The organism is Hydrogenophaga sp. PML113 (genome assembly GCF_001777155.1).
In the GTDB taxonomy this organism is placed as follows: Bacteria; Pseudomonadota; Gammaproteobacteria; order Burkholderiales; family Burkholderiaceae_C; genus Hydrogenophaga; species Hydrogenophaga borbori.
Window position 1 is genome coordinate 202,719 of the sequence record NZ_MIYM01000006.1, and the last position, 12,876, is coordinate 215,594.

12 protein-coding genes are annotated in these 12,876 nt (G+C 68.8%); 8 read left to right on the forward strand and 4 right to left on the reverse strand.

All coding sequences use genetic code 11. The features are described 5' to 3' along the window. The first annotated feature begins 44 nt into the window (after positions 1–44). Both BHU06_RS13675 and BHU06_RS13680 read left to right on the forward strand, forming a co-directional pair. The gene (locus BHU06_RS13675) at positions 45–2,984 is read left to right on the forward strand and encodes a DNA topoisomerase III (RefSeq protein ID WP_070399736.1); all 2,940 of its coding nucleotides are present in this window, start codon (positions 45–47) and stop codon (positions 2,982–2,984) included. 31 nt (positions 2,985–3,015) lie between these two features. After that, positions 3,016–3,660 (forward strand): glutathione S-transferase family protein, encoded by a 645-nt coding sequence (locus tag BHU06_RS13680; RefSeq protein ID WP_070399737.1) that lies wholly within the window; start codon positions 3,016–3,018, stop codon positions 3,658–3,660. A gap of 28 nt (positions 3,661–3,688) precedes the next feature. Here the strand turns inward: BHU06_RS13680 and BHU06_RS13685 are convergent, their stop codons facing one another. From BHU06_RS13685 to BHU06_RS13695, 3 genes are read right to left on the reverse strand one after another with little or no spacing between them, the layout of a single operon-like run. Continuing rightward, positions 3,689–5,170, reverse strand: coding sequence for a sensor histidine kinase (locus BHU06_RS13685; RefSeq protein WP_083293228.1), 1,482 nt, complete (start codon positions 5,168–5,170; stop codon positions 3,689–3,691). Beyond that, on the reverse strand, positions 5,167–5,835 hold the full coding sequence (locus BHU06_RS13690; RefSeq protein ID WP_070399738.1) for a response regulator transcription factor: 669 nt from the start codon (positions 5,833–5,835) through the stop codon (positions 5,167–5,169). The genes BHU06_RS13685 and BHU06_RS13690 overlap by 4 nt, the downstream gene beginning before the upstream one ends. 59 nt (positions 5,836–5,894) lie before the next feature. Further along, entirely contained in the window at positions 5,895–6,368 is a 474-nt protein-coding gene (locus tag BHU06_RS13695) for a MarR family transcriptional regulator (RefSeq protein ID WP_083293229.1), read from the reverse strand. Between the two features lie 140 nt (positions 6,369–6,508). On the opposite strand from BHU06_RS13695, the gene recA reads away from it, so the two are divergent. The 3 genes from recA to BHU06_RS13710 all read left to right on the forward strand — a co-directional run bounded on the left by recA (position 6,509) and on the right by BHU06_RS13710 (position 8,667). After that, positions 6,509–7,633: a recombinase RecA gene (gene recA, locus BHU06_RS13700; RefSeq protein ID WP_070399740.1), complete on the forward strand. Its 1,125-nt coding sequence runs from the start codon at positions 6,509–6,511 to the stop codon at positions 7,631–7,633. A 5-nt stretch (positions 7,634–7,638) separates the two neighbouring features. Beyond that, positions 7,639–8,097: a recombination regulator RecX gene (recX, locus tag BHU06_RS13705; RefSeq protein WP_070399741.1), complete on the forward strand. Its 459-nt coding sequence runs from the start codon at positions 7,639–7,641 to the stop codon at positions 8,095–8,097. Between the two features lie 75 nt (positions 8,098–8,172). After that, complete coding sequence (locus tag BHU06_RS13710; protein ID WP_070399742.1) at positions 8,173–8,667, forward strand: hypothetical protein; 495 nt, start codon at positions 8,173–8,175, stop codon at positions 8,665–8,667. 12 nt (positions 8,668–8,679) lie between these two features. On the opposite strand, the gene argC is transcribed toward BHU06_RS13710, so the two are convergent. Next, on the reverse strand, positions 8,680–9,606 hold the full coding sequence (gene argC, locus BHU06_RS13715) for an N-acetyl-gamma-glutamyl-phosphate reductase (protein WP_070399743.1): 927 nt from the start codon (positions 9,604–9,606) through the stop codon (positions 8,680–8,682). Between the two features lie 168 nt (positions 9,607–9,774). Between argC and sucC the strand changes: the two genes are divergently transcribed. From sucC to BHU06_RS13730, 3 genes are all read left to right on the forward strand, one after another. Next, positions 9,775–10,938 (forward strand): ADP-forming succinate--CoA ligase subunit beta, encoded by a 1,164-nt coding sequence (sucC, locus tag BHU06_RS13720; RefSeq protein ID WP_070399744.1) that lies wholly within the window; start codon positions 9,775–9,777, stop codon positions 10,936–10,938. 14 nt (positions 10,939–10,952) lie between these two features. Then, positions 10,953–11,846: a succinate--CoA ligase subunit alpha gene (sucD, locus tag BHU06_RS13725; protein ID WP_070399745.1), complete on the forward strand. Its 894-nt coding sequence runs from the start codon at positions 10,953–10,955 to the stop codon at positions 11,844–11,846. A 228-nt stretch (positions 11,847–12,074) separates the two neighbouring features. Continuing rightward, positions 12,075–12,860 (forward strand): Stp1/IreP family PP2C-type Ser/Thr phosphatase, encoded by a 786-nt coding sequence (locus tag BHU06_RS13730; protein WP_070399746.1) that lies wholly within the window; start codon positions 12,075–12,077, stop codon positions 12,858–12,860. Positions 12,861–12,876: the final 16 nt, after the last annotated feature.

Below are 12,876 nucleotides of genomic sequence, written 5' to 3' on the forward strand. Positions count from 1 at the left end.
CACGTGTGTGCATGCGCGAGCGCGCGTGGGAGCGGATTGTAGAGATGAAAACCGAAGGTTCTGCCAAAACACTGGTCATTGCCGAGAAGCCGTCCGTGGCGCAGGACATCGTGCGCGCGCTCACGCCGGTGGCGGGCAAGTTCGACAAGCACGACGAGCACTTCGAAAACGAGCGCTATGTCGTGACCTCCGCCGTGGGCCACCTGGTGGAGATCGCCGCGCCCGAGCAGTTCGACGTCAAGCGCGGCAAGTGGAGCTTCGCCCACCTGCCGGTGCTGCCGCCGTACTTCGAGCTCAAGCCGATCGACAAGGCGAAGTCGCGGCTCAACGCGGTGGTCAAGCTGGCGCGGCGCAAGGACGTCGGCGATCTCATCAACGCCTGCGACGCGGGCCGCGAGGGCGAGCTGATCTTCCGCCTGATCGAGCAGTACGCCGGCGGCCAGAAGGGTGGCCAGTACCAGGGCCTGGGCAAGCCGGTGCGCCGGCTGTGGCTGCAGTCCATGACACCGGCCGCGATCCGCGAGGGCTTCGACAAGCTGCGCAGCGACGCGCAGATGCGCGGCCTGGCCGACGCGGCGCGCAGCCGCTCCGAGGCCGACTGGCTGGTGGGCATCAACGGCACGCGCGCCATGACCGCCTTCAACTCGCGCGATGGCGGCTTCTTCCTCACCACGGTGGGCCGGGTGCAGACGCCTACCTTGTCCATCGTCGTGGAGCGCGAGGAAAAGATCCGCGCGCACCGCCCGCGCGACTACTGGGAGGTCCACGCCAGCTTCCTGGCCGAGGCCGGCGAGTACCCCGGCAAGTGGTTCAACCCCGACTTCAAGAAGCCCACGGGCGAGGACGCCGACGCCGATCTGCGCGCCGACCGCGTCTGGAGCCTGCAGGAGGCGCAGGCCATCGTGGACGCGGTGCGCGGCAAGGCCGCCAGCGTGAAGGAAGAGAGCAAGCCCACCACCCAGGCCTGCGGCCAGCTCTACGACCTGACCAGCCTGCAGCGCGAGGCCAACGGCCGCTTCGGCTTCTCGGCCAAGACCACGCTGCAGCTCGCGCAAAGCCTGTACGAACGCCACAAGGCCCTGACCTACCCGCGAACCGATTCGCGCGCCCTGCCCGAGGACTACCTGGGCACGGTCAAGGACACCTTCGAGATGCTGGCCGGCAGCGGCATGGGCCACCTGGCACCGCACGCCAAGACGGCGCTGAGCAAGGGCTACATCCGCCCGAGCAAGCGCATCTTCGACAACAGCAAGGTCTCGGACCACTTTGCCATCATCCCCACGCTGCAGGCACCCAGTGGCCTGTCCGAGGCCGAGCAGAAGCTCTACGACCTGGTGGTGCGCCGCTTCATCGCGGTGTTCTTCCCCAGCGCGGAGTTCACCGTGACCACGCGCATCAGCAGCGTGCTCAACCACCACTTCAAGACCGAAGGCAAGGTGCTGGTCAACCCGGGCTGGATGGCGGTCTACGGCAAGGAAGCCGCCGACGAGGTGGAAGGCGCCAAGCCCGGTGAGAAGGGCCAGAACCTGGTGCCGGTGCGCGAAGGCGAGACCGTGCGCACCGAGTCGGTGGAGCACAAGGGCCTGCAGACCCGTCCGCCCGCGCGCTACAGCGAAGCCACGCTGCTGGCCGCCATGGAAGGCGCCGGCAAGCTCATCGACGACGAGGAGTTGCGCGAGGCCATGCACGAAAAGGGCCTGGGCACGCCGGCCACGCGCGCGGCCATCATCGAAGGCCTGCTGGCCGAGAAGTACATGCTGCGCGAGGGCCGCGAACTCATCCCCACCGCCAAGGCCTTCCAGCTCATGACGCTGCTGCGCGGCCTGGAGGTGGAGGAGCTGTCCAAGCCCGAGCTCACCGGCGAATGGGAATACAAGCTCGCGCAGATGGAGCACGGCAAGCTGTCGCGCGACGCCTTCATGGCCGAGATCGCGTCCATGACCGAGCGCCTGGTGAAGAAGGCCAAGGAGTACGACCGCGACACCGTGCCGGGCGACTACGCCACGCTGTCCACGCCCTGCCCCAACTGCGGCGGCGTGGTGAAGGAGAACTACCGCCGCTTCGCCTGCACCGGCGCCGACGGCACCGGCGAGGGCTGCGGCTTCTCGTTCACCAAGTCGCCCGCCGGGCGCACCTTCGAAACCACCGAGGCCGACGCCTTCCTGCGCGACAAGCGCATCGGCCCGCTCGAGGGCTTTCGCTCCAAGGCGGGCTGGCCGTTCGTGGCCGAGCTCGTGCTCAAGCACAGCGAGGAAGACCGCAACTGGAAGCTCGAATTCGACTTCGGCGACGACCGCAAGGACGAGGAGACCGGTGAACTGGTCGACTTCTCCGGCAGCGAATCGCTGGGCGCCTGCCCCAAGTGCGGCGGCGCGGTGCACGAGCACGGCGCCAACTACGTGTGCGAGCGCGCCGTGCCCACGGCGCAGCAGCCCACGCCGAGCTGCGATTTCAAGAGCGGCAAGGTCATCCTGCAGCAGCCGGTGGCGCGCGAGCAGATGAGCAAGCTGCTGGCCACCGGCAAGACCGACCTGCTCGACAAGTTCGTCTCCATGCGCACGCGCCGCTCGTTCAAGGCCTTCCTGGCCTGGGACGCCGAGGCCGGCAAGGTGAACTTCGAATTCGAGCCGCGCGACAGCAAGTACCCGCCGCGCAAGGCGGGCGCGCGCCCGGCCGCCAAGGCCACCGCGCCGGCGAAGAAGGCCGCCGCCAAGAAGGCGCCGGCCGAGAAGAAGGCCCCGCGCAAGGCCACCGCCGCCACCGGCAAGCAGCCCAGCGCGGCGCTGGCCGCCGTCATCGGCGAAGGGCCGGTGTCGCGGCCCGAGGTGGTCAAGAAGCTGTGGGACTACATCAAGGCCAATGGCCTGCAGGACCCGGCGGACAAGCGCCGCATCAAGGCCGACGCCAAGCTGCGCCCGGTCTTCGGCAAGGACGCCGTCACCATGTTCGAGATCGCCGGCCTGGTCGGCGATCACCTGAGCTGAATTTCTTCAACACTTCCAGGAGACCGATCCCATGGGCCTCAAGCTCTATTACGCGTCCGGCGCGTGTTCCTTCGTTCCGCACAGCTCGCTCGAGCTCGCTGGCGCCAGCTTCGAGCCGTCGCCGGTCAAGCTGCACAAGGGCGAGCAGCGCGCGCCCGAGTACCTGGCCATCAACCCGCGCGGCCAGGTGCCGGTGCTGGTGGACGGCGACGAGGTCATCACCCAGATCCCGGCGATCGTGCTCTACCTGGACGCCCGGTTCCCCGAGGCCGGCCTGCTGCCCGCCTCGGGCGTGGCGCGCACGCGCGCGCTGCAGACCCTGGCCTGGATGAACAACACCGTGCACCCCACCTTCACGCACGTGTTCATGCCGCAGAAGTTCACCGCCGACGAGGCCGCGCAGAAGGCCGTGAAGGCGCACGCGGTCGAGGTCTACCGCGGCCTGCTCGGCGAGCTCGAGGCGCTGGCCCAGAAGGCCAGCCCCTGGCTCGGCGGCGACAAGCCCGGCGCGCTCGACGCCTACGCGCTCACCCTGCTGCGCTGGGGCGGCTTCGCCGGCATCGACCCCAACAGCCTGCCCGCCACCTGGGCGCTGGTGCAGCGCTTCGCGGCGCTGCCGGCGGTGGCGCGCGCCATGGAGCGCGAGCGCCTGGAGCTCAACGTCTACAAAGGCTGAAGCGGCGGCGGGCGGCGGGCGGCGGGCTTCACTCGCTCGCCTGCTTCGCCACGAAGCGCACCGACACACGCAGCCCCGGGCGGCCCCGCTCCGGGTGCGCATCTTCCATGTGCACGGTGGCGCCGTGCTGCTGGGCGATCTCCTGCACGATGGCCAGGCCCAGGCCCGAGCCGTCCACGTCGGTGCCCAGCGCGCGGTAGAAGGGCTGCATCACCAGCGCCCGTTCGCTCACCGGGATGCCCGGGCCGTTGTCCTCCACCTGCACCAGCTGCACGCCGCTGAAGCGGTCCACCAGCACGCGCGCCGTCACCACGCCCTTGGGCCCGCTGTAGGCCATGGCGTTGTCCACGAGGTTGCGCACCATTTCCTGCAGCAGGGTGGGGTTGCCGGTGAGCTGCAACTCCTCGGGCACCTCGTGGTCGCCTTCCACACCCAGGTCCACACCCAGCTCCAGCGCGCGCGGCACGGTGTCGCGCACCACGGTGGCGACCAGCCGCGCCAGATCGACGCGCGCGCTCGGCAGGGTGCGGCCGGTGGTTTCGGCGCGTGCCAGCGCCAGCAGCTGGTTCACGGTGTGCGTGGCGCGGGCGCTGGCGCGCGCGATCTGCTGCAGCGAGCCGCGCAGGCCGGCCGGGTCGGACTCGCGCTGCGCCAGCTCGGCCTGCATGCGCAGGCCAGCCAGCGGCGTCTTGAGCTGGTGCGCGGCGTCGGCCAGGAAGCGGCGCTGCGTGGTCAGCGAGGCCTTCAGTCGCGCCAGCAGGTCGTTGATCGAGGACACCAGGGGGGCCACCTCCTGCGGGATGTCGGCCTCCTCGATCGGGCTCAGGTCGTCCGGGCGGCGCGCGCGGATGCGCTGCTCCAGGTCCGACAGCGGGCGGATGCCGCGCACCAGCGCCAGCCAGACCAGCAGCACCGCCAGCGGCAGGATGACGAACTGCGGGACCATCACGCCCTTGATGATCTCGTTGGCCAGCGTGGAGCGCCGGCCCGTGGTTTCGGCCACCTGCAGCAGCACCGGCTGCCGCGGGTCGGGCCGCGCGAGCCAGGTATAGGCCACGCGCACCGCATCGCCGCGCAGCACGTCGTCGCGCTGGCGCACGCGCCCGGCCTCGGGCGCCTCGTCGGGGGGCGGTGCGGGCAGCTCGACCTCGCCGCTGACGAACTGGCCATGCCCGTCGACGAGCTGGAAGTACACCAGGTCGGAGTCATCGGCGCGCAGCAGGTCGCGCGTTTGCGGGTCGAGCGCGAAGCGCAGCGCGCCGTTCTCCACCACCACCAGCTGCGCCAGCGCCTGCAGGTTGTATTCGAGCGCGCGGTCGAAGGGCTTGTTGGCGATGCCCTGCGCCACCACCCAGGTGAGCGCGAGCGACAGCGGCCACAGCAGCAGCAGCGGCGTGAGCATCCAGTCCAGGATCTCGCCGAACAGGCTGCGCTGCTCGCGCTGGAACAGGCCGAAGGAGATGGGGGTGGTCTGGCGCGCCGTGCCGTCGTCCGGCGCGGGCTGGCTCACACCTTCTCCAGGCAGTAGCCGAGGCCACGCACGGTGGCGATGCGGATCGGGCCCTTCTCGATCTTCTTGCGCAGGCGGTGGATGTAGACCTCGATCGCGTTGGTGCTGACTTCTTCGCCCCATTCGCACAGGCGCTCGACCAGTTGGTCTTTGCTGACCAGGCGGCCCGCGCGCTGCAGCAGCACCTCCAGCAGGCCCAGCTCGCGCGCCGACAGCTCGATCGGCTTGCCGTCGATGGTGGCCACGCGGCCGGCCTGGTCGTACTCCAGCGGGCCGTGGCGGATGAAGTTGGTGCTGCCGCCCATGCCGCGGCGGGTGAGGGCGCGCACGCGCGCCTCCAGCTCCTGCAGCGAGAAGGGCTTGGCCATGTAGTCGTCGGCGCCGAAATCCAGGCCCTTGACGCGCTCTTCCACGCTGTCGGCCGCGGTGAGGATCAACACCGGCATGGCCGAGCCGCGCGAGCGCAGCCGCTTGAGCACTTCGAGGCCGTGCAGCCGCGGCAGGCCCAGGTCGAGGATGAGCAGGTCGAACTCGTTATTGGTCATCAGGGCCGCATCGGCCTCGGTGCCGCTGGCCACGTGATCGACCGCCGCGCCGGCCGCGCGCAGGCTGCGCAGCAGGCCGTCGGCCAGGACGTGGTCATCCTCCGCGATCAGGATGCGCATGGCTTGTCTCCTCAGGTCGTCGGGCATTGTAGGGACGGCGCCGCGCCCCGAGCGGCGCTTCAGGCCTGCGCATAGGCTTCCAGGCCGATCGCCACCACCGTGGCCACCTCCTGGCCCACCTGGGCGGCGAACTCGGCCTCGGCCTGGGCGACGGCGCGGCGAAAGGCGTCCAGCCAGAGCAGGCCGTCGGGCGTGAAGACGATGCGGCGCGCGCGCGCGTCCCTCGGGTCGCTTTCGCGCCGCACCAGGCCCCAGGCCTCGCACTGCGCGACCAGGTCGCCCATGGCCTGCTTGCTCATGCCGGCCGCCTGCGCCAGCTCGGTGAGCCGCGAGCCGCGCAGCGACAGGTGCCGCGTGATGTGCACGTGCGCCGCGCCGACCTGCTGGCGCGCCGCCAGGTTGGACAGGGCCAGCGGCACCTCGGCGTCGTGCGCCATCAGGTGCAGCACGCGGGCGTCGAAGCGGCGCAGGGCCTCGCCCAGCAGGCGGCCCAGGTGGCCGCCGCGCCAGCGGTCGTCGGGCAAGGAAACCATGGCGCTGATTGTCAGGCAAACTGACCAAAGATTGGCTTGTCGGCGAGAAATACGCGGCTAAACTGCTGGCCATGCATCCAGTACTGGATGCGATCACAGTCAGCCTAAGTCAACACCCACTCACCGCTCAGGAGCCACCGATGGACGCACCCGTGAAAAACGCCGCCCTCAACAGCGAAAAGGCCAAGGCCCTGCAGGCCGCGCTGGCCCAGATCGAAAAGCAGTTCGGCAAGGGCACGATCATGAAGCTCGGCGAGGGTGAGCAGATCGAGGACATCCAGGTGGTCTCCACCGGCTCGCTGGGCCTGGACATCGCCCTGGGCGTCGGCGGCCTGCCGCGCGGCCGCGTGATCGAAATCTACGGCCCGGAATCGTCCGGCAAGACCACGCTCACGCTGCAGGTCATCGCCGAGATGCAGCGCCTGAACGGCACCTGCGCCTTCGTCGACGCCGAGCACGCCCTGGACGTGCAGTACGCGCAAAAACTCGGCGTGAACCTGCCCGAGCTGCTGATCAGCCAGCCCGACACCGGCGAACAGGCGCTGGAGATCGTCGACTCGCTGGTGCGTTCCGGTGCGGTGGACCTGGTCGTCATCGACTCGGTGGCCGCGCTCACGCCCAAGGCCGAGATCGAGGGCGAGATGGGCGACCAGCTGCCCGGCCTGCAGGCGCGGCTCATGAGCCAGGCCCTGCGCAAGCTCACGGCGACCATCAAGAAGACCAACTGCACGGTCATCTTCATCAACCAGATCCGCATGAAGATCGGCGTGATGTTCGGCAGCCCCGAGACCACCACCGGCGGCAACGCGCTCAAGTTCTACGCCTCGGTGCGCCTGGACATCCGCCGCACCGGCACCATCAAAAAGGGCGACGAGGCCATCGGCAACGAGACCAAGGTCAAGGTGGTGAAGAACAAGGTCTCGCCGCCATTCAAGACGGCCGAGTTCGACATCCTGTTCGGCGAGGGCATCAGCCGCGAGGGCGAGATCCTCGACTTGGGCGTGGTGCACCGCGTGGTCGAGAAGTCCGGTGCCTGGTACGCCTACAACGGCGAGAAGATCGGCCAGGGCCGCGACAACGCGCGCGAGTTCCTCAAGGAAAACGTCGAGTTGCGCGTCGAGATCGAGAACAAGGTGCGCGAAGCCCTGGGTGTGCCGCTGCTGCCGCTGGATGGCGCTTCGGGCGAGGAAGAGGTGGCGCCCGCCAAGGCCCGCAAATCCAAGGCCAAGGCCGACGCCGCCGACGCCGAGGCGGCCGACGCCTGAGCGCCGTGGGCTTCGACAAGCCCTCCCTCAAGGGCCGCGCGCTGCGCCTGCTGGCGCAGCGCGAGCACTCGCGCGCGGAGCTGCAGCGCAAGCTGGCCTCGCACGAGGAAACGCCCGGTGAACTGGCGCAGGCGCTCGACGAGCTGCAGGCCAGGGGCTTCATCGACGAGCAGCGGGTCATCGAGTCGGTGATCCACCGCCGCGCCGCCCGCCTGGGGGCCTCGCGCGTGCGGCAGGAACTGCAGGCCAAAGGCCTGCCGGCCGAGGCGGTGGCCCAGGCCGTGGACGGCCTGCGCGGCAGCGAGCTGGAGCGCGCGCGCGAGGTCTGGCGCAAGAAATTCGGCCGCGCCCCGGCCGACGCGGCCGACTGGGCGCGCCAGGCGCGCTTTCTGGTGGCGCGCGGCTTCGACGCCGGGGTGGCGCGGCGCATCATCGGCGACGCGGGGCGCGACGACATGCCCTGAGGGGTACTGGTCATTCGGCTGGGATAGATGGCCGGGCGTCCTGCCACACAGGCGGTTTGTTCACCGCCCTGCCCCATGAAACCGCCTCCCCTTCGCGCCCTGCGCCGCGGCCTTGTCCTGCCGGGGCTGTGCGGCCTGCTGGCCTGCACCACCATTGACGACTTCCGGCGCTATTCGCCCGAGCAGCGCGCGCAGCTCGTCTGCGAACGCGACACGGCCATCCGCGCGCAGGACATGCGCCTGGCCGAATGGCACCGGCTGCACGCGCAGACGCAGGCCGCGCTCGATCGCGGTTACCTCGTACACCGGCAGTGCCGCCGGGTGGCGACGGCCACCACGGAGGTGTGCGAAACGCAGGGCAACCGCCGCGTGTGCCAAACCAAGGAAGGGGAGCCGCGGTGGGCCTGCGAGGACACCCCGGTGCCGCTCGACGCCGCGCTCGAGCGAAGCAAGCTGGCGGCCTATGCGGAGAACATCGTGCGCGGCACGCAGGAGCGCGACCAGGCCTGGCAGCGCTGCTTCGCGGGCGTGCTGGCGCTGAGCCCGGAGGCGGCCTTCAGCCGGTTCTGAACCGGCCTTCGCTCACAGCCCGAGCATCAGCTTGAGGTTCTGCACCGCCGCGCCGCTGGCGCCCTTGCCCAGGTTGTCCAGGCGCGCGATCAGCACCGCGTGGCGGTGCGCTTCGTTGGCGAACACGCGCAGCTCGATCAGGTTGGTGTCGTTGAGCGCGGTGGCGTCGAGTTTGCCGTCGTCCGTGGGCGGCAGCACCTTCACGAAGCCGCCGGCGGCCGCGCTCGCGGCGTAGTGCTTGCGCAGTGCCTCGTGCAGGTCGGCGGCCTTGGGCTGGCCCGGCAGCGCGTCCAGGTGCAGCGGCAGTTGCACCAGCATGCCCTGGCGGAAGTTGCCCACGGCCGGGATGAAGATGGGGCGGCGCTGCAGGCCCGTGAGCGCCATGATCTCGGGCAGGTGCTTGTGCGACAGGCCCAGCGCATAGGCCTCGAACAGCGGCGCGGTGCCGGCCTCGTAGGCCTCGATCATGGAGCGGCCGCCGCCCGAATAGCCGCTGACCGAGGGCAGCGACAGCGGGAAATCCGGGGGAATCAGGCCGGCATCGACCAGGGGGCGGATCAGCGCGATGGCGCCGGTGGCATAGCAGCCGGGGTTGGCCACGCGGTCGGCCCGCTGCACGGCCTGCGCCTGCGTGGCGGTGAGTTCGGGAAAGCCGTAGACCCAGCCCGCCGCGGTGCGGTGCGCGGTGGAGGCGTCGATGATGCGCGGTTTGTGGCCGGGCAAGGCGTCGACCATCGCGACCGATTCGCGCGCCGCGTCGTCGTGCAGGCACAGCACCACCAGGTCGGCTTGCGCCATGAGTTCGCGCTTGGCTTCGGGGTCCTTGCGGTGTTCGGGCGCGATGCTGAGCAGCTGCACGCCCGGCTCCTGCACGAGCCGCTCGCGGATCTGCAGGCCGGTGGTGCCGGCTTCGCCGTCGATGAAAATCTGGTGGGCCATGCGCGGTTCCTGTGGCGGGACGGGCCGACGAATGCCCTGGGCGGGCGCCGCCGCTACCCGGATTGGTGCGATGCACCATGATACATTCCCTGGTTGCTCCGTCCGAGAGCCCGTCTACCGGCCGCCGCTGCCGCGCCGGACACACGATCCATCCCTGAGAGAGACCTCATGAAGATTCACGAATACCAAGGCAAGGAAATCCTGCGCCAATTTGGTGTGCCCGTGCCGCGCGGCATTCCCGCGTTCACGGTGCAAGAGGCGGTGGAAGCCGCGCAGAAGCTCGGCGGGCCCGTGTGGGTCGTCAAGGCGCAGATCCACGCGGGGGGACGCGGCAAGGGCGGTGGCGTGAAGGTCGCCAAGACCATCGACCAGGTGAAAGAGCTGGCCGGCCAGATCCTGGGCATGCAGCTCAAGACCCACCAGACCGGCCCCGAAGGCCAGAAGGTGCGCCGCCTGTACATCGAAGACGGTGCCGACATCCAGAAGGAGTACTACCTCTCCGTCGTCACCGACCGTGGCACGCAGAAGGTGGCCTTCATCGCCTCCAGCGAGGGCGGCATGGACATCGAGGAAGTGGCGCACGCCACGCCCGAGAAGATCATCAAGGTCTTCGTCGATCCGCTGATCGGCCTGACCGACGCGCAGGCCAAGGAGCTCGCCAAGGGTATCAACCTGCCGGCCGACTCCGAGGCGCAGTTCACCGACGTCTGCAAGAAGCTCTACAAGTGCTACATGGAGACGGACGCCTCGCTGGTCGAGATCAACCCGCTCAACCGCGACGGCAAGGGCAACATCATCGCCCTGGACGCCAAGTTCAACTTTGACTCGAACGCCCTGTTCCGCCACCCCGAAATCGTGGCGCTGCGCGACCTGGACGAGGAAGACCCGGCCGAGATCGAGGCCTCCAAGTTTGACCTGGCCTACATCAGCCTGGACGGCAACATCGGCTGCCTGGTCAACGGCGCCGGCCTGGCCATGGCCACCATGGACACCATCAAGCTGTTCGGCGCCGAGCCGGCCAACTTCCTCGACGTGGGCGGCGGCGCCACGCCCGAGAAGGTGACCGAGGCCTTCAAGATCATGCTCAAGAACCCCAAGGTCAAGGCCATCCTGGTCAATATCTTCGGCGGCATCATGAAGTGCGACACCATCGCCACCGGTGTCATCACCGCGAGCAAGGCGGTGGACCTGAAGGTGCCGCTGGTGGTGCGCATGAAGGGCACCAACGAAGAACTGGGCAAGAAGATGCTGGCCGAATCGGGCCTGCCCATCATCAGCGCCGACTCCATGGCCGAAGCGGCCCAGAAGGTCGTCGCCGCCGTCAAAGCCTGAGCCGAGGAACAACCATGTCGATCTACATCAACAAAGACACCAAGGTCATCACCCAAGGCATCACGGGCAAGACGGGTCAGTTCCACACCGAGAAGTGCCAGGAATACGCGAACGGCAAGAACTGCTTCGTCGCGGGCGTGAACCCCAAGAAGGCCGGCGAGTCGATCTTCAACATCCCGATCTACGCCTCGGTGAAGGAAGCCGCGAAGCAGACCGGCGCCACCGTCTCGGTGATCTACGTGCCGCCCGCGGGCGCGGCGGCCGCCATCTGGGAAGCCGTCGAGGCCGACCTGGACCTGGCGATCTGCATCACCGAAGGCATCCCCGTGCGCGACATGCTGGAAGTGCGCAACAAGATGAAGGCCAAGGAGGCCGCCGGCGGCAAGAAGACCCTGCTGCTGGGCCCCAACTGCCCGGGCCTGATCACGCCCGACGAGATCAAGATCGGCATCATGCCCGGCCACATCCACCGCAAGGGCCGCATCGGCGTCGTGTCCCGCTCGGGCACGCTGACCTATGAAGCCGTGGCGCAGCTCACCGAAATCGGCCTGGGCCAGTCCAGTGCCGTGGGCATCGGTGGCGACCCCATCAACGGCCTGAAGCACATCGACGTGATGAAGGCCTTCAACGACGACCCGGACACCGACGCCGTGATCATGATCGGCGAGATCGGTGGTCCCGATGAGGCCGAAGCCGCGCTGTGGTGCAAGGCGAACATGAAGAAGCCCGTGGTCGGCTTCATCGCCGGTGTCACCGCGCCCCCCGGCAAGCGCATGGGCCACGCGGGCGCGCTAATCAGCGGCGGCGCCGACACGGCCGATGCCAAGCTGGCCATCATGGAAGAGTGCGGCTTCAAGGTCACGCGCAACCCGTCCGAGATGGCCAAGCTGCTCAAGGCCCTGATCTGATCACCGGTATGGGTGTGCAAAAGGCAACGCGCGCGTTGCCTTTTTTTTCGCCTGTTGCGCGCAACGTGACGCTTGTCACCGATACAGCTTGTCGCCGCGAGGGTGGCTGCAACAAAATGCAACACCTTTCGGGCCGCGTCGGCCGGCCCTGCCTTCGGCGCCCCCAGCCCCAGCGGTCGTCCGCCGACGAACGCGTCTCGATCCCCCCATCGGTATAACGCCACCTTCATGAATTTCGAGTTTCACGCCCTGACCGATCCAGGACTCGTCAGGGACAACAACGAGGACTCGGTGGCGCTCGACCCCGACAACCGCCTGGCCATCCTCGCCGATGGCATGGGCGGCTACAACGCGGGCGAGGTGGCCAGCGCCATGGCCACCACCTTCATCAAGACGGAACTCGGGCGTTGGATCGCCGACGGCGGCTTCGAGTCCAGCGCGCGCGAGCTGAAGCGGGCGATGGAAATCTGCATCGACAACGCCAACCGCTCCATCTTCAACGCCGCCAACGCCAACGCGCAGTACGCCGGCATGGGCACCACCCTGGTGATGGGCGTGTTCCTCGACGGCCGCGTGATGATCGGCCACGTCGGCGACTCCCGCTGCTACCGCCTGCGCCGCGGCGAGTTCGTGCAGATGACGCGCGACCATTCCCTGCTGCAGGAGCAGATCGACGCCGGCCTGATCTCGATGGAGCAGGCGCAGTTCGCCACGCACCGCAACCTGGTCACGCGCGCGCTCGGCGTGGAAGACACCGTGCTGCTCGAAGTCAACGAATACCGTGTCGAGGACGGCGACCTCTACCTCTTCTGCTCCGACGGCCTGAACGACATGCTCAGCGACGAACGCATTGCCGCGCTGCTGGTCACCGCCGGCACATTGGAGGAAAAGGCAACGGCCCTGGTGGAGGCCGCCAATGGCGCGGGCGGGCGCGACAATATTTCTGTGATACTGGCGTTTGCTCGCGCCCGACCCACCCGCCGCGGCCTGCTGTCGCGCATGCTGGGTCAATAATCCGCTCTGATCCCAC